Annotated in this window: 13 protein-coding genes; 5 read left to right on the forward strand and 8 right to left on the reverse strand. The window is 49.3% G+C overall.

Annotated elements, in window-relative coordinates:
- Positions 1-5: 5 nt before the first annotated feature.
- Genes GEV47_RS01665 through hemC form a run of 3 tightly spaced genes read right to left on the reverse strand, consistent with a single transcriptional unit; the run spans position 6 to position 3029 of the window.
- A complete protein-coding gene (locus tag GEV47_RS01665) occupies positions 6-1265 on the reverse strand; it encodes a uroporphyrinogen-III C-methyltransferase (protein WP_153232973.1) in 1260 nt (419 codons plus the stop codon).
- Between the two features lie 2 nt (positions 1266-1267).
- Positions 1268-2080 (reverse strand): uroporphyrinogen-III synthase, encoded by an 813-nt coding sequence (locus GEV47_RS01670; RefSeq protein ID WP_228124522.1) that lies wholly within the window; start codon positions 2078-2080, stop codon positions 1268-1270.
- Between the two features lie 4 nt (positions 2081-2084).
- Complete coding sequence (gene hemC / locus GEV47_RS01675; protein WP_322741518.1) at positions 2085-3029, reverse strand: hydroxymethylbilane synthase; 945 nt, start codon at positions 3027-3029, stop codon at positions 2085-2087.
- A gap of 288 nt (positions 3030-3317) precedes the next feature.
- Here hemC and ppc point away from each other — a divergent pair, with 288 nt between their 5' ends.
- Complete coding sequence (ppc, locus tag GEV47_RS01680) at positions 3318-6200, forward strand: phosphoenolpyruvate carboxylase (RefSeq protein ID WP_153232976.1); 2883 nt, start codon at positions 3318-3320, stop codon at positions 6198-6200.
- Between the two features lie 247 nt (positions 6201-6447).
- On the opposite strand, the gene GEV47_RS01685 is transcribed toward ppc, so the two are convergent.
- Entirely contained in the window at positions 6448-6927 is a 480-nt protein-coding gene (locus GEV47_RS01685; protein ID WP_153232977.1) for a GNAT family N-acetyltransferase, read from the reverse strand.
- 289 nt (positions 6928-7216) lie between these two features.
- Between GEV47_RS01685 and GEV47_RS01690 the strand changes: the two genes are divergently transcribed.
- Complete coding sequence (locus GEV47_RS01690) at positions 7217-8281, forward strand: adenosine deaminase (protein WP_153232978.1); 1065 nt, start codon at positions 7217-7219, stop codon at positions 8279-8281.
- A gap of 433 nt (positions 8282-8714) precedes the next feature.
- On the opposite strand, the gene GEV47_RS01695 is transcribed toward GEV47_RS01690, so the two are convergent.
- Positions 8715-9953: a patatin-like phospholipase family protein gene (locus GEV47_RS01695; RefSeq protein WP_153232979.1), complete on the reverse strand. Its 1239-nt coding sequence runs from the start codon at positions 9951-9953 to the stop codon at positions 8715-8717.
- Positions 9954-10159: 206 nt separating this feature from the next.
- Positions 10160-12148 carry an autotransporter domain-containing protein gene (locus GEV47_RS01700; protein WP_153232980.1) on the reverse strand — a complete coding sequence of 663 codons (1989 nt, stop codon included), beginning with the start codon at positions 12146-12148 and terminating at the stop codon, positions 10160-10162.
- A 115-nt stretch (positions 12149-12263) separates the two neighbouring features.
- On the opposite strand from GEV47_RS01700, the gene GEV47_RS01705 reads away from it, so the two are divergent.
- Both GEV47_RS01705 and GEV47_RS01710 read left to right on the forward strand, forming a co-directional pair.
- The gene (locus GEV47_RS01705) at positions 12264-13469 is read left to right on the forward strand and encodes a hypothetical protein (RefSeq protein ID WP_153232981.1); all 1206 of its coding nucleotides are present in this window, start codon (positions 12264-12266) and stop codon (positions 13467-13469) included.
- A gap of 29 nt (positions 13470-13498) precedes the next feature.
- Positions 13499-13966, forward strand: coding sequence for an Lrp/AsnC family transcriptional regulator (locus GEV47_RS01710; RefSeq protein WP_153232982.1), 468 nt, complete (start codon positions 13499-13501; stop codon positions 13964-13966).
- Positions 13967-14040: 74 nt separating this feature from the next.
- Here GEV47_RS01710 and metC read toward each other — a convergent pair whose 3' ends face one another.
- Together metC and GEV47_RS01720 are read right to left on the reverse strand one after the other, a co-directional pair.
- On the reverse strand, positions 14041-15297 hold the full coding sequence (gene metC, locus GEV47_RS01715) for a cystathionine beta-lyase (protein ID WP_153232983.1): 1257 nt from the start codon (positions 15295-15297) through the stop codon (positions 14041-14043).
- 336 nt (positions 15298-15633) lie between these two features.
- Positions 15634-16722 (reverse strand): NADH:flavin oxidoreductase/NADH oxidase, encoded by a 1089-nt coding sequence (locus tag GEV47_RS01720; protein WP_153232984.1) that lies wholly within the window; start codon positions 16720-16722, stop codon positions 15634-15636.
- A gap of 93 nt (positions 16723-16815) precedes the next feature.
- On the opposite strand from GEV47_RS01720, the gene GEV47_RS01725 reads away from it, so the two are divergent.
- Positions 16816-17118: an ArsR/SmtB family transcription factor gene (locus GEV47_RS01725; RefSeq protein ID WP_153232985.1), complete on the forward strand. Its 303-nt coding sequence runs from the start codon at positions 16816-16818 to the stop codon at positions 17116-17118.
- Positions 17119-17190: the final 72 nt, after the last annotated feature.

The following is a 17190-nucleotide window of genomic DNA, read 5'->3' on the forward strand; positions in this document are numbered from 1 at the left end:
GCCTATCACTTATTCTTGTAAGTACGAATCGCAGCCAAGCTATCCAGCGTTGGCATGTTGATCGACAAATTATTACCTTGTACCTGTTTCAACAACGCTTGCGCAGTCTGCGTTTGCTTGGCGCGGGTATCAAAATAGTTGGTGATAATGTCTTGCGATGCAATCAAATCACTACGGAAGGCCGCATCATTGTGTGACAACAATCCCAGTCTGGCATTTAGCAAGCGTAATTTCAGATTTTCGTGGACATAGTAAGCCTGCGTTGGCGACAACATCAGTGCATCTGGCGTTGCCACTGTGCGCACCCGGATCAACTGGCGAATTTGTCCCCAGAATTCGGTGCTCCAGCTCTGCCATGTATCTTTCAATACGCCACCCCAATTAGTGCCTGTAGCGGCATTGGTGCTGGCAGCGTCGCTGCTATTTACGCCCACATCTTTGACGGCTTTGTTGTTTGCCTTGTGCGGATTAACAGGATGAACCGGCTGCTTGTTAATATTGACCATATCAGCACGATTTGCTGTTACCACAGGTTTTTCATCCGACAACAACGGCAATGTATCGACCTGGCTGATCAAACTATCCAGACGCGCCGAAATACCAGTAACGTCCAGCGTCGGTAACGCTTTCAAACGATCAATATCGCGAGCAATCGCAGCACGGATCGCCACAAATTGCGCTTTATCCGAGCGCGCTAAATTTTTGTCTGCGTTTTCCAGTGCAATTAAAGCGCCTTGCACATTGCCAGCAAGCTGCAACTGTTGATTTGCAGTCGATAACACGTCGTCGACTTGCGACAATGCCCAATCATCGCCATTTTTAGACAAATCCTGATACATCTGGGTCAGCGCCACTTGCTGGCTTTGGGATTCGGTTTGCTTGTTTTCCAGCACCGCGACTTTCGCTTGCAATTCTTTGGTCGCTTCTTCGCTGGATTTGACGATCACTTTAGTGTCGTTAATGTTGCTATCGCCAATTTGCAAACGCTGCGCAAGCTCTGTACGCAACTTAATATTTTCGTTGTGCGTGGTCCACCATGTAGCGGCGAGCAAACACGCCAGTATTAGTAGCAACACATAAATCAAGCCGAGCTGCTTGCCCGACTTGTTTTCTGCAATGGCATAGGGCTGCAAAACGGCTTGCGATGCCTTTGAGGCCGTCGTTGAGCCTGCAGACGAATCTGTAGTTGAAGGAGATGCTGCAGTAGAACCAACAGTCGGCTGCTGTGCATCTGGCGGAGTCGGAGTAGGTTGTGATGAAGTCATAGTCACAATTGTAACGCGTCGAGTAGTCGTTCGTCCCCTGAGCCGGTCAGAGTAATATCGGTAAATCCACATTGATGCGCTGTTTCTGCAATACGCGTATGCGACACCACGATTTTTTTTCGTTGGATTTTTGCAACATTAATGTCGCTATTGATTGCGCTTTCAATGGAATTTTCAAGTTGCTGCACCATGTCCAGAAGATTACGTAACGCTTCCGAACTAGTCAGCACCCATACATTGTCGGCATCAAGCAATTCACGCAATTGCTTTTTCAGCGCAACAGTCATCACTGGCGCCTGACGGCGATAAGCCGTAATTGTGCTTAGATTGACTCCCGCTGCACGCAGTTGATCTGACAATAACTCTCTGCCACCATCACCGCGTACTATTAATACCCGCTCACCACGCAAACTATTGAGATCAAGTACTTGCAGCAAACCTTCAGAGTCCGTTTTAGTCAGATCAGGGGGACTGAAAATCTTCGCATTCTCATTTGTCACGCCATGCTCAGCCAAAGCGGCGCGACTGCCCTCGCCTACAATGCCAATATCAACATGCTTCGGCCATTGCACAATGTGTTGAAAAGTCGCATGAATGGCATTAGGACTGACAAACACCACCATTGCATAGTGATCCAACTGCGCCATTATGGTGCAAAGTTCAGCAAGTTCAACCTCACCTCTGAGCGGATATATTTCTAACAGAGGAAAAATAATAGCTTCCCGGCCACGCGCGATGATTTGTTGCGCCAATCTCTGCGCTTGCGCTTGTGGCCGGGTGATAACGATAGCTGGTAATGCAGGTGGTTGTTGCAATGCTTTACCCTTCTTGTTTACATGAAACCAAAATAGCTTCGGCATCTTGCAAACGTAATTGTTCCGCCATTTGCTCGCCTAATTTTTCGGGGGCATCTGCTGGCCCGCTGATATCTGCGCTGGCAACGCGCAAACCATCAGGCGTCGCGATCATGCCACGCAAACGCATAGTATCGCCTGTGATTGTTGCAAAAGCAGCAAGCGGAATCTGGCAACTGCCGCCAAAAGCACGTGACAGAGTACGCTCGGCCGTCACAGCGGCGTTGGTCGCAGGATGATTTAAGGGCGCCAACATCCTCAATACATCGTCACGTGTGCTGCAAATTTCTATTCCCATCGCTCCCTGCCCGGGGGCTGGCAAACTTTGTTCTGGCTCAATCAACGCTTTTATCCGCTCATGCAAGCCTAAGCGTTTCAAACCCGCCGCAGCCAAAATAATCGCATCATATTCACCCTTATCCAGTTTGCCTAAGCGCGTTCCTAAATTTCCGCGCAGCGGCTTGATGATCAGATGAGGAAAACGTGCGGCAATCAAGGCCTGCCGACGCAAACTGCTAGTGCCAACAATCGCACCAACTGGCAATGCGGCAAGTGACGCGTAGGTATTCGAAACGAAAGCATCGCGCGGATCTTCTCGCTCCAATACTGCCGCAAGCGTAAAACCTTCAGGCAACTCCATCGGCATATCTTTGAGCGAATGTACCGCCAGATCAGCACGATTTTCTTCCATCGCCACTTCCAGCTCTTTCACAAACAAGCCTTTGCCGCCGACCTTGGATAAGGTCCGATCAAGAATTTGATCTCCGCGCGTCGTCATACCGAGAATAGTTATCTTGCACTGTGGATATAATGCAGCTAATCTATCGCGCACATGTTCCGCTTGCCACATAGCCAGTGGACTTTCTCGCGATGCTATGATGAGTTTGGAAGGAAGAGATATTTTCGACACAGTTTCTTTCAAATTGAATATTAATGCGGCCCACAAAGCTAACGTTAATGACAGACTTAAAAAGCTTTTACAGCCTCCATCAGGGGCATAAGGCATAGCATGCAGCTGTAAATTCTAGCACGGCCCAAGTGCGGAATCCGGCTCATTCACCCTTTGTTATATGCGTAATAGTCGATCAGTAATAATTGCACTGATCACCATGCTGTTCTTTGCTGTCGTTTTTGTTGTTGTTTGAATCACCATTTCTATTCATATCCATTCAGAAAAAAGCAAATTTTCCTCACCATCATGGCAAAACAACCTACACCCGCTATCCGTACCACCCCTCCTGTCAAAAGCATCACTCCTAATAAAGATGCTCCCTTAAAAGAAGATATTCGGCTGCTAGGTCGTTTGTTAGGCGATGTGCTGCGTGAGCAAGAAGGCGATGCAGTTTTCGAAGTCGTCGAAACCATACGTCAAACCTCGGTGCGTTTTCGCCGTGAATCGGATCCGCAAGCCGGGGCCGAGCTGGACAAAATGCTTAAAAAATTGACGCGCGATCAAACCAATTCGGTGGTGCGCGCATTTTCGTACTTCTCGCATCTGGCTAACATTGCTGAAGATCAGCATCACAATCGTCGCCGTCGCGCCCACGTGCTGGCGGGTTCTGCGCCGCAACCTGGCAGTGTTGCGCATGCATTGAGCAAGCTGGATGACGCTGGTGTTTCAGGCGCAGCGATTCGCGACTTTCTGAAGGATGCGTTGATCTCACCGGTACTCACCGCGCATCCGACTGAAGTCCAACGCAAAAGTATTTTAGATGCAGAGCGCGATATCGCACGATTATTAGCTGAACGCGATCAACCGCACACACCTAAAGAATTACGCGACAATGCCGAATTACTACGGGGCCGCATCGCCACTTTGTGGCAAACGCGCATGCTACGTTATAGCAAATTGACGGTTGCCGATGAAATTGAAAATGCATTGTCCTATCATCGCATTACCTTTTTGCGCGAATTACCGGCCTTATACGACGATATCGATAGCGAAATTTCCACACAGTTTCCAACCCGCTCCAAAGCAGGCAGCGGCGCAAGCTCAGCATCGTCACCGTTATCGCCCTATATTCAAATGGGTAGCTGGATCGGTGGCGACCGCGATGGCAATCCTAACGTCAACGCCAGCACCATGCAGCATGCATTGCAACGCCAATCAACGACGATACTGGATTTCTATCTGGATGAAGTGCATGCACTGGGCGCAGAATTATCAGTCTCCACGTTGATGGTCAGCGTTACGCCAGAATTATTGACACTGGCCGACGCGTCGCCGGATCTGTCGGATCACCGCTCCGATGAGCCGTATCGCCGTGCCTTGATCGGTATTTATGCGCGCCTTGCAGCCACTGCGCGCGATCTGGGCGCGACCAATATCCTGCGTCAGGAAGTCGGTAGCGCTGCGCACTATGCGGCAGCCAGCGAGTTCACTCAGGAATTACAAATCATCGAAGACTCGTTGATGGTCAATCATGGCGCGGCGCTGGTCAAACCCCGCTTATCGACACTAAAACGTGCGACAGAGATATTTGGCTTTCATTTGGCGTCGCTCGATATGCGTCAAAGTTCAGATGTGCATGAGTCCGTATTAACCGAGCTCTTCGCACATGCGCGCGTTACCACAACCTATAACCAGCTCAGCGAAGATCAAAAAATCGCTTTATTGTTGTCGGAACTGAGTAATCCACGGCCCTTGTATTCCCCGTTTATCAGCTATTCGGCACAGACCGAATCTGAGCTCAGCATCCTGCGTAGTGCTGGCCTGATCCGCCAGCGTTACGGTGCGCGTGCTATCCGCAATTACATTATTTCGCATACGGAAACCGTGTCCGATTTATTAGAGCTATTAGTGCTGCAACAGGAAACCGGTTTATTGCGCCTCAGCGCCGAAACTGATACCTCCGTCAATGCTGAACTCGAAGTCATGGTTATCCCGTTGTTTGAGACCATTCCCGATTTACGTGCTGCAGCCGCCATCATGGAGCAATGGATGGCGCTGCCACAAGTTGCACGCTTGATCGCCAAGCAAGGTCACCAGCAAGAAGTCATGCTAGGTTATTCCGACTCGAATAAAGATGGCGGATTTTTGACCTCTAACTGGGAACTGTATAAGGCTGAAATTGAATTAGTACGCGTGTTTAACAGCGCCGGCGTCAAATTGCGCTTGTTCCACGGCCGGGGCGGCACCGTAGGACGTGGCGGCGGACCAAGTTACCAAGCGATTCTGGCGCAACCACCAGGCACGGTGAATGGTCAAATTCGCTTAACTGAACAAGGCGAAATCATTGCGTCGAAATTTTCCAATCCGGAAATCGGCCGCCGCAATTTGGAGTTGTTAGTTGCCGCCACTTTGGAAGCGGGCTTGATGCCCAGTGCAGCAGTAGGCAAACAAGCGAAAAAACTCACCGAATTTGAAACATTGATGGACGGTCTGTCGGAACGCGCTTATCAGGCTTATCGCAATCTAGTGTACGAAACGCCGGGTTTTACCGATTATTTTTTTCAAGCTACGCCGATTGCAGAAATCGCTGAATTAAATATTGGCTCACGCCCGGCATCGCGCAAATCAACCCGCCGGATTGAAGATTTACGTGCCATTCCATGGGGATTTTCATGGGGGCAATGTCGCTTGCTGTTGCCGGGCTGGTATGGCTTTGGCAGTGCCATCTCTGCATGGTTGAACGAAGGTACGGCTAAAGACAAAACACAAAAAATGGCCACCTTGCGAGCCATGTATAAAGAATGGCCGTTCTTTGCGACGCTGTTATCGAACATGGATATGGTGTTGTCCAAGACTGATCTCGCAGTAGCATCGCGCTATGCAGGCTTAGTTACTGACCGCAAGCTACGCAACAGTATTTTCAAACGTATCGTAGAAGAGCACGAGCGTACCAGCAGCATTCTCAGCGCTATCACTGGCGCTAAAGATCGCTTGGCGGGCAACCCTTTGTTAGCGCGCTCCATCAAAAACCGCTTCGCTTATCTTGATCCGCTGAATCACTTGCAGGTCGAGTTAATCAAGCGCCACCGCAGCATTACAGCTGCTGGCCGGGCTACCGAGGAGCGCGTTAAACGCGGCATCCATTTGAGCATTAACGGCGTCGCTGCGGGCTTGCGCAATACCGGTTGATTCTTTTTTGATTCAAGTGTTAACACAATAAAAAAACCGGATAAACTTTTATCCGGTTTTTTTATTGGCTGATATTATCGACTGATATCCCACATGCCCACCCACCGTCACTCCCGCGAACGCGGGAATCCATTTTACGAAAAACAAAGATTGGAGAGATTTGTCCTTTACGTTATTGTGCTCGTAACTTGGATCCCCGCGTTCGCTAGGATGACGGTGGTTAGATTATGATTATGCGTAACATCCGTTATAGCTTCTTCTGCAGCATCATCGCCGTACCCGTTGTCGAACCCAGTTCGTAGCCAGCAAAACCAGTCGATTTATACAATTTTCGAGCGCGATGATTTCCTTCCAACACCTCTAAAGTAATCTTGCAGCAACCCAATCCGATCGCCACCTGTTCAACCTGAGCAATCAGTAATTTCGAAATCCCCTGACCTCGAAATTTCTCCGCAACAGCCAGGTCATGAATATTCAACAGCGGCTGGCATGCAAAAGTCGAAAAGCCCTCGATGCAAATCGCCACACCCGCTGGCGCGTCTTCAACAAAAGCCAGAACGACATGAACATCGTTTCTTTTACTGATCGCCGTGATGAGATTCTTTTTGACGAAGTCGCTAAGTTGCTGCCCACCTCCCATCTCATCCATAGCGTATTCATTTAAAAGTTCCACAATCGCGCCAGCATGGTGCGCATTAGAAAAATCTGCATTCACAATTTGAGTCATGTTCCTGATCCTGGGTAAATAGGTATTGAGAGACTTCGAGCGTTAATTTTACATCCCTCTCGCCCAAGTCTGATGCGTGCAAACGACGGCTCCATCTTTTTCTAGTGGCAGTTATCTGCACCGCTTGCGTGCTGGCATACGACTTGCTCATGCCGCAATATGACCGCACGCTCGTCATCATCTCCTCCAGAAAGCAAACTAAAGACAGGCAATAAATTAGCAAACAAGATAAAACCCATCGCAATTCTGTAAAATCCCGTATTAACCCCTGCAAATAATGGAAGCGCACATGAATGCTATCGATACCATCCCTCCACTCGCTGCCGATCTCGTCTCTTTCATCGAAGGCTTACCTAAAGCCGAATTGCATTTGCATATAGAAGGCACATTGGAGCCTGAGTTGCTATTCGCTCTGGCGCAACGCAATCGGGTGAAATTGCCTTACGCAACAGTGGAAGAGTTACGCGCAGCCTATGCTTTCACTGATTTGCAATCGTTTCTGGATTTGTATTATGCCGGCGCTGCAGTACTGCAAACCGAGCAGGATTTTTATGAGATGACAGCGGCTTACATCGCGCACTGCCGCGCTGACAACGTGCGCCATGTTGAGATTTTCTTTGATCCTCAAACCCATACCGAGCGAGGCATCGACATAGCCGTCGTTTTCGCCGGAATTGCGCGGGCATTACGAGAAGCACAAAACTCACCAGATGAGCATGGCTTTAGCAGTTTCATGATTATGTCTTTTTTACGTCATTTGTCGGAAGAAGATGCCTTCGCCACGTTAGAGGCGGCACTGCCATTGCGCGAACAATATAAAGACTTGTGGATAGGTATAGGCCTGGACTCAGCCGAACGCGGCAATCCCCCCGAAAAATTCGCGAAGGTATTTGCGCGTTGCCGTGAACTTGGTTTTTATCTGGTCGCCCATGCTGGCGAAGAAGGGCCGCCAGCCTACGTTATCAGCGCACTAGATGTGCTACAGGTGCAACGCATTGATCATGGCGTCCGTAGCGAAGAAGATCCTGATTTGATGACCCGCTTATCCAAAGAACGCATTCCACTGACAGTGTGTCCGTTATCTAATCTCAAATTATGTGTCGTCGATGATTTGGCCAAACATAATTTAGCGCGTTTGCTGCACGCAGGTCTGGCGGTAACGATTAATTCGGATGACCCAGCTTATTTTGGCGGCTATATGAACGATAACTATCTGGCCGTTGCGCAGTCTTTACGTTTAAGCCGGACGGAATTGGTCAAACTGACGCGCAATAGTTTTGAGGCTAGCTTCCTACCTGAAAAAGAAAAGCAACGCCTGTTGCAAGAACTAGATGGTTATTGCATGGCGCATTAAGTAATTGCTCTCCGGCCATATCTACATAACTGACACTACACATACCAATAAAATCCACCCACCGTCATTCCCGCGAACGCGGGAATTCAGTTTGCGCAATGTAAAGCTACGTATTTCGAAAGAAGCATCAAATCCCAATAAGCGAGATTTATACCCGACCTGTTGCGCTAAACAACATGGATTCCCGCGAACGGGGAAACGACGGTGTCATTTGCAAAATGATTATTTAATATTGTTTATAAACAAAAAGACAATATCAAAACTGCAGGCAAAAAAAAGCCCGCAGACTTAAGTCGATGCGGGCTAAATCCAAACCTTAGGAGGTGTTGGAGGAGACAGGTAAGACTATATCGCGCTGCAACATATACGTCTGCTTTATTATTTGGATAACAGGTATACGCTAAACGTATACCTATTTCGATAATTTGATATATTACCTCGCCTGATTTGCGCCAAATTTTGCCTGTTGCTCTGCCGTCAACACAGGTGCAGGACGCGCATAAGGCGTGGTGAGCCGATCCCACGGCGTGGTGCTTTGTGCGCGTTCATAACCAAATTTTTCTAATCTTGTCATCCACTCACCATTAAACAAGTCGGACGCTCCAGGCTCACTGGCAAGCTCAGCCGGAATCGCGGTGTAGTGCATTTCCACTTTTAACCCAGGTACGTCTGCGGTCACGGCACGTGCAAGATTATCTAAACCTGACAGAAATTGAGGTTGCTGGGTAGAAAACATTAGGCTGTTGCCGCGTTGCCTGATTTTGCTGCTACTTGCGGGATCCATGATCTTTATAGGCCCATGGGTCCACACATTCATGATGACCCAAAGACGTATCGTGACAGGCTTGCCATCTTTTAATGCGCCCAATGCGGTCAAACGTGCCGCCAATTTGCGATAGCCTTCAAAATCGAGCACCGCCAAGGTATTTGACACAACCCCGCCATCTGAATGGACGTGCCCATCCAGTACGATTGGGGGAAAGATGCCGGGAATAGCGCTACTCGCCAGCATCAATTGCTGCACCCGCTCTGCCCCATGTTCTTTGCGGCTCATTTCATGTTCAACATCCCAGATGCGGCCTGTACCAAGATCATCGTCAGTGGTGGAGATCACCAACTGCCGTCCATCATGGAAATTGGCGCGCAATTGCGCTTGCATATTGGCATCCAAAACCGTCTGTATCATGCTTTGATAACGCGTGGTGTTGACTACACCACCGGTACGACGCAACCAAAACAACCAATCGAAAGTGGGCGCAAAATCACTCGCCGCAGAACGATACAGGGTTGATGCAAGAGATAGTGCTTGCGGCGTTCCCAACAAAGCAAATGGGGCTTGCAACGCGCCTGTACTCACACCTGTGACTAAATCAAAATGTGGCATAGGCTGGTCTTTGCGCTCTTCCCATCCGCGCAAAAAACCTATTCCATAGGCGCCGTGTTGACCGCCGCCGGACAGTAACAAAATATCTAAAGTCTGATCCCCGCGCGTAACTGTTCGCTGCGCAAGGCGATCAACGATAGTATCAATAGTGGTTTCGTAATTTTGGCGCTCGGCACCAGCATCGCTCTCCAGCTGAGCCAGTGTGGTAGGTGGCCGATCTATAGCCGCACAGCCCGACAAAGACAATAGAAATAGTCCGAGCAATGCAGTGCATAAGTTGCGTCGCATGATGAAAACCCTTCAAGTTGATCATGGTATGTGCGCCACAAATGCACACTCGCCGTTTTCGCAAAAGCGAAAGTCCCGCAGTTTACTTTGGGACTCCCGCTTACGCGGGAACGGCGAGTATCTTAGCAACAGTTAGCAGTTATATGAAGAGCGAGAGTGAAATAGCATTAAATCCGCTTCTCAAGCACTACACTGCTCTCTCAACATTAAAATGCTTTCTTCAACCCCAATTGGAACGAATTGATGGTGCTGCCACTAGCGTACTGCAAGTCATAAGCAGCATAGGCAGTAAAGTTCGCGCCTAACACGACATTTGCACCGATATCAAAACGCGTCGTGTTTTCTGCACCCAGATAGGCTGGCAAACCGAAACTCCCCGCCATATCTGTCACGTGAGCACGAACGTCACGAACGCTGTTGTCATTCTCATGTTCCCATGCCAGTTTCGCAAATGGCATTACGGTATAACCGCCCAACTGCGTAGTGGTCGTCAATTGCGCACCTAAGCTAGAAACAAGCGAATGAAGCGTTTGCTTATCAAAATGCATCGAAGTACTATCGTTACCAATTTCATCGTAACCATCGACGCTGACATTTTGCCAAGTCAGGTTTGCAATCGGACTAGCTGTGAATGAACCGAGGTCGAAGTCATATTGCGTACCAACGCGGAATAATCCCTGAGAACCACCGGTGGTGCCGGTTTCGCTACGTTGATATGCGCCCAGCTGAATCAAGCGCGTCACATTGCTATAGTCCAGATTACCTAACATACCGATAGCATTAATCGCCCATGGCCCTTGACGATATTGCGAGTACAAAGCAAACATCGCTTGATTGACTTTAAAGTTACCGGTGTTGTTGCCAAAATCGGTTTTGTTTTGCAGGAAGCTGGCAGCACCACCAATCAGCCAGTTTTGCGTAATTGCATGATCAATCCCGGCAGTCAAGCTGTTGGCATTGCCATCCAGACCTTGCGTGTTGTCTGAGTGATCCAGACTTTGATGGCTATAGTTATACATCGCGTACGCGTCAGAATGACCCGGTGCCAACACCGCGGCATTCAAGCGGTAGCGATTATCGATTGCTTGCGTCAAGGTTTGCGCACCTGCCAACGGCACCTCGGCTAACATGCTAATTTGCGACGGTGCCAACAATACCGATTCGGCGTATTGTGCCAACACTGCATGCGCTGCACCGGTAGGATGCACACCATCCGCAAATACATAGGTCAGATTGGCATTTGGCGCGACCAATGTCGCACGCGTGCAATAGCCAGAATCAATGCTGGTAGTACCTGGAGTCACTGAAGTACATGCCGGGCTGGTCGCATTGGTAAAGCCATATCTGCCTGGATTGGCAATCACTTCATCGAGCAAAGAATAAGCATCCAGTGCCACGACATTACCGCCGAGTTTGCTGATGCCGGCATTCAGCGCTTGATTAAACGTATACGCCTCACCGGTCCATAATTGCTGCAATAGAGCACCGCCCGCAGCTGCGTCAGGCGTGTTACCGATATTCGGTAGATTCACTACCATTACCGTGCCAGCGCCAGCGTGTTGCAGCTGGCCAAGCAGACCAACCACATTGACCGCCTCACCTGAGACCTGGGCCAAGATTGTTTGCACCGTTGCAGCCTGCGTTGCCGGATTTAACAACCCACCAATATTTTGTTCTGTATAGGCGAACACATCATTCGCTCCGGCCCAGACGCTATACAAACCACGGCTATCCAATTTTCCATTATTAGCCGCGATGTAACCTTCAACCTGTTGCGTTGCAGTAGGCACAACGTCAGAGGTGTAACCTGCTTGCGTGCTGACGCGTGCTCCGCCTACCGCATAATCAGTACCGCCCAATGCCTGCACACCTGATGGCGTTAATACATAGGCTGGATTTGCAGTTAAGCCATTATCGCGCGCCAGAATTTGCGCCCAGACAGGGTCTGGATTGGTTGTGTATGAAGCTTGCTGACCAACGCCTTTGAAAAAACCGCTATCCGTCAGCGAGTCTCCAAAAAATACCATTTGCGAAAAGTCACCTGCATAGGCATTCGTTGTGACACCCATGCTGACACAAGACGCTAAAGCTGATAAAAAGAGTAAATAGGTTGCGCGTGATTTCTGCGCAGATGGTTGGAAAACGGACGCCACTGAAGCGGCAGAGCGTAGTCGTTTGAATGAAAGTGGTAACAAGCGTGTCTCCCAGATTTATAAGTATAGGATGATGAGTATAGCCAAATATTTCTGACTAGTAACAGCATAGCTGCCAACATCGTCAACATCAATCACTCTCGACACAATTTAAAGAATGCCGACTCTATTTTCCTTATATCGACTGACACTGTTGCTTTTCCTGTTGTTGGCAGCAGAAAGCGGACTAGCTGTTTCGGCCAATATCAACTGCGCGGTGCCTGCCACATCTGCCTGCTTTTTCGGCATTAATCTCGCTGATTCTCACTCAAATAATAGGCAAGGCGAACAGCAAGAACAACAAGATCGGCCGCAAAGCGGACAAACTAATCTTCTGCATTTTTACGCATCGCTGCCCTTCGACGCAAATACCCAAAATGATAGCGAGATCAACACCGTATTGATTGTGATGCATGGCCATCCACGCGATGCCAACCTATCCTTCAATGCGGCGCTCGCTGCGACTGTGCAAGCGCAGAAATTAGCCACAACGCTGGTAATTGCGCCATTATTCCAAGTCAGCGACCCAACAAAATGCCATACGGCGAACACGCCTCCGCCGGAAACAAATGATTTATTGTGGACCTGTACCAGCTGGATGAAGGGCGGTATCGCAAAAAATGCTGCGGTCGCAACATCGATCACTTCGTTTGCCGCCATGGATCAATTGGTGCGACGCATCACACAACGCTATCCCACCATCCGTACCGTAACAATCACCGGCTTTTCTGCTGGCGCGCAAATGGTGCAGCATTACATCGCATTTGCAAATTTAGCGGACCCAAGCTATAGCGTACGCTTTGTGGTCGCTGATCCCGGCAGCTGGCTGTATTTCGATGGAAATCGTCCTCAGCCATTCATCGCGAATCAGGCGGTGCCATGGTCCGCGTGCGAACTTGAAGGAAAAACTGATTTCGGCAAATGCGATGTAAGAATCAGCTCAATAGCAACTTCAACAACGGCACTTAATTGTCCTGCTTACAATCACTGGAAATATGGCACAGATCAAATACCGTCGCAATTGCTGCAACAGCGTAACGCCGAAGAAGCGCGTAAGGCCTATCAACAGGCCGATGTCACCATCATCGAAGCTGCGCTTGATAACAGCCAGGATAGGCGTGCGTTTTATAAAATTCTCGACAAATCATGTAGCGCCGAGCTACAAGGGCCCTACCGCTTACAACGCGGCTTGGCCTATGCCTTATATGATCAGGAAAAATTCCATGTGTCGCATCATAGAATGATGGATATAGTGCCCGACTGTGGGCACAATGTATCATGTGTGTTTTCATCGGAAATAGCCCGTAAGGCGCTCTTTCCATAGCCCAATCGATTGCTCACACTGCCGCATTTATGGACAAAATAGACAAACAAATACTGGCAATTTTGCAAGAAGATGCTACCGTCGCCGTGGCAGATATAGCCGAGCGCGTAAATCTGTCATCCACGCCGTGCTGGCGTCGCATCCAAAAACTGGAAGAGGAAGGCTATTTATTACGCAGGGTCGCGCTACTGGACGCAGAAAAACTCAATGTAGGCGTCACCGTATTCGTGTCGATCAAAACCAATCAACACAACGCTGCGTGGTATGAGCAGTTCAGCGCTACCGTGAAATTAATTCCAGAGGTGGTGGAGTTTTATAGGATGAGCGGCAATATCGATTACTTGTTGCGTGTAGTCGTACCTAACATTGCCGCTTACGACAAGGTTTATCAGAAACTGACGCAAGCCAATGCGCTATTCGATGTCAACGCCAGCTTCGCGATGGAGCAAATCAAACACACCACCGCTTTACCACTGGATTACGCGGATATTCACTAGCCCTAACGAACAACAGGACCGGATACAGTATTCTGCATCTGGTCCTATTGCGCATGTGCCTGCCCGATTATTAATTAAAGCGCACTTTCCATCCGCCTAAACGCACGTCCCATGTCGGACTTAAGATCATCCACACTTTCAAGACCAACATGAATCCTGACTAAAGGATACTGATAAGTGTTTTTGGACGCTGTGCGAGTCGGCGGCTTATCAATTGGCAGCGCAAGACTTTCATAACCACCCCACGATAAACCAATCCCAAACAACTCAAGACTATCAAAAAAGGCAGCAAGTGCCGGGCGGCCGACGGGCTTAAGTTCTATTGTGAACAAGCCGCTGGAACCAAGGAAATCGCGCTTCCATAGCTGATGTCCAGGATCGGATGGCAATGCAGGATGCAACACACGTTCTACCAATGGTTGGGTACGCAGATATTCTGCCAACTGAATGCCGCTATCCCAATGTTGACGGAGCCGCACTGCCATACTGCGCATACCACGCAGCGCAAGATAAATATCATCAGGGCCAGCCGTCTGACCAAAATCATGTGCGCCCTGCTTCAATATCGGCCACGCACGTTGATTGGCACTGACAACACCCAACAACGCATCCGAATGACCCACGATATATTTGGTCGCGGCGTGAATAGAAACGTCAACTCCATGCTCAAACGATTTGAAATACAACGGCGTCGCCCAAGTGTTATCCATCAATACGAAAGCACCCACTTTGTGCGCCTCTTCCGCGATCGCAGGAATGTCCTGCACTTCAAACGTCCATGAACCAGGTGATTCAACAAACACCACGCGCGTATTCGGGCGTACTAACGTGCGAATTTCACCGCCAATCAAAGGATCGAAAAACTCAACATCAACTCCCATGCGTCGCAAAACACGTTCTGCAAAAGTGCGCGTCGGGCCATAGGCGCTGTCTGTCATCAACACATGATCGCCCGATTTGACGAATGCCATGATGCTGTGAGTACAAGCAGATAAACCGGAAGGAAACACCAATGCATCGTGGCCACCTTCTAAAGTCACGATCGCTTGCTCAAACGCACGCGTGGTCGGTGTCCCAAAGCGCCCGTACATCGCCATAGGATTATCAACCTGACGACCCGCTTCCCAGTCATCGAGATTATTCGCCATGATGGTCGAACCTCTGAATACTGGCGTATTGACCATGCCGGAAAAACGTTCCGGATCACGCCCAGCATGGATAATTTGTGTGTCGATGTGATGCGGCTCCGCAGCTGAGCGCGATAATCCACATGCAATATTCTCCGATGGGGTGAGTTTCAATGGCAAAGGTGACGAAATAACGGATGACATGTTGTTTTCCAGAATGAGATGAAGTGAGATCAGATGTGCTCATTGTAAGATTGTCGCAGTGGAAAATTATCGTTATAAATCGTACAAAATGCCAAAAACAAGAAATATTTTTCCCTTATTTCCATTTTTATTAGTTCCAACTTCCAATTAAATTATGAAAATTGGGAATTGATCGATATGATCGATATTTACATCAAGAATATAAAAAGCCGCACCTCCTTAAAAGAAGTACGGCTTTTTTTATCGCTCGTGGCGTTTAATGGAATATCCCTATATCTCGATTTCAAACTCAACGGAAACAGGGGCGCTACCATCGCGCATGACTCATAACACCTATCAATAACGCTCAAGCCAATGCGCGTGTGAGACCGGTAAGGTCCACGCTGCCCGCTCGATGCCCAGCTCTTTAGCAGCAAAATAAGTCCAGTGCGGATTAGCCAGATGTGCCCTACCCACCATCACTACATCAAGTTGCTGGTCTTTAACCACCTGCTCAGCGATTGTCGGTGTACCGAAGCCCCAGGCCGATGACACCGGCACGTTCGCTTCCTTACGCACACGCTCTGTGATCGATCCCAAGAAAGCCGGTCCCCAAGGAATCGATGTTTCAGGAATGGTAAAACCTACACTGACGCTGATCATGTCCATACCGGCGGACTTAAACTGACGTATGAGGCCTATCGACTCTAACAGTGTTTGCTCATCGCGACCGTCGTACTCGATCACACCAAAACGCACTGTCAACGGTAAATGTTCAGGCCAGACTTCGCGTACCGCCTTCAACGTCTCCAACAGGAAACGACTGCGGTTTTCGACGCTACCGCCGTAGATGTCGTCACGTTGATTTGAATGCGCAGAAAAGAAACTTTGTGCCAGATAACCATGCGCAAAATGCAGCTCAAGCCACTCGAAGCCGACTTCGTGCGCACGCCGAGCGGCGTCAACGAAGTTCTGACGCACGCGGGCAATATCATCCCGTGTCATCGAAGCAGGTTGCTTCGGCAAACCGGCACCGTATGCGATCGCCGACGGTGCGATAGTCCCCCAGCCGCGTGCATCGTCCGCAGCGATATGGTCGTCGCCTTCCCAAGGTAGATTGGCACTGGCCTTGCGTCCAGCATGGCCGATTTGAATACCCGGCACTGAACCGGCCGCCTTGATCGCCTGTACCACTGGCGCAAACGCTACTGCCAAATTGTCATTCCAGATTCCTGCACAGCCCGGCGTGATACGTCCTTCAGCGGAAACGGCAGTCGCTTCAACAATCACCAATCCGGCACCGCCACGGGCCATGCTGGCGTAGTGTGACAGATGCCAGTCGTTAACCTGGCCATCGACGGCCATGTATTGACACATTGGCGGTACCGCGATGCGGTTGCGTAGTGTGACGTCTTTTAATTTGAACGAATGGAATAAAGCAGACATAAAGGCCTTTGATAAGTGAATGTAGTTTTGTTCGTTATTTCGTATATATACGAACTATAGAATTATTATAACCCAAGGTGTATGATCTTGCTCATGCGCCCTTTTAAACACCCTGCCACCAGCGAACTTGCCCTTGAACGCGTGTTGTACGCCTTGAGCGACTCCATTCGTCTGGACATCGTTCGGCATTTGGCGCGAGTAGATACCGCGAGCTGCGGCGAATTGGATGGCGGGCGACCGAAGTCTACCGTATCACATCATTTCAAGGTATTGCGGGAGGCCGGATTGGTATTGACCGAAAATACAGGTACCACTCACATGAACAGACTGCGCCGTGCAGACATAGAAAGCCGGTTCCCCGGATTGCTGGCAGCCATACTGGCGCAGCATACATGACGGCACTCGCATAAAGAGTACAGATAAATACCTTTATCACACCACAAAATTTCTTAAAACGAATTAAACATA

It is taken from the genome of Glaciimonas soli, from assembly GCF_009497155.1.
Lineage (GTDB): Bacteria > Pseudomonadota > Gammaproteobacteria > Burkholderiales > Burkholderiaceae_D > Glaciimonas > Glaciimonas soli.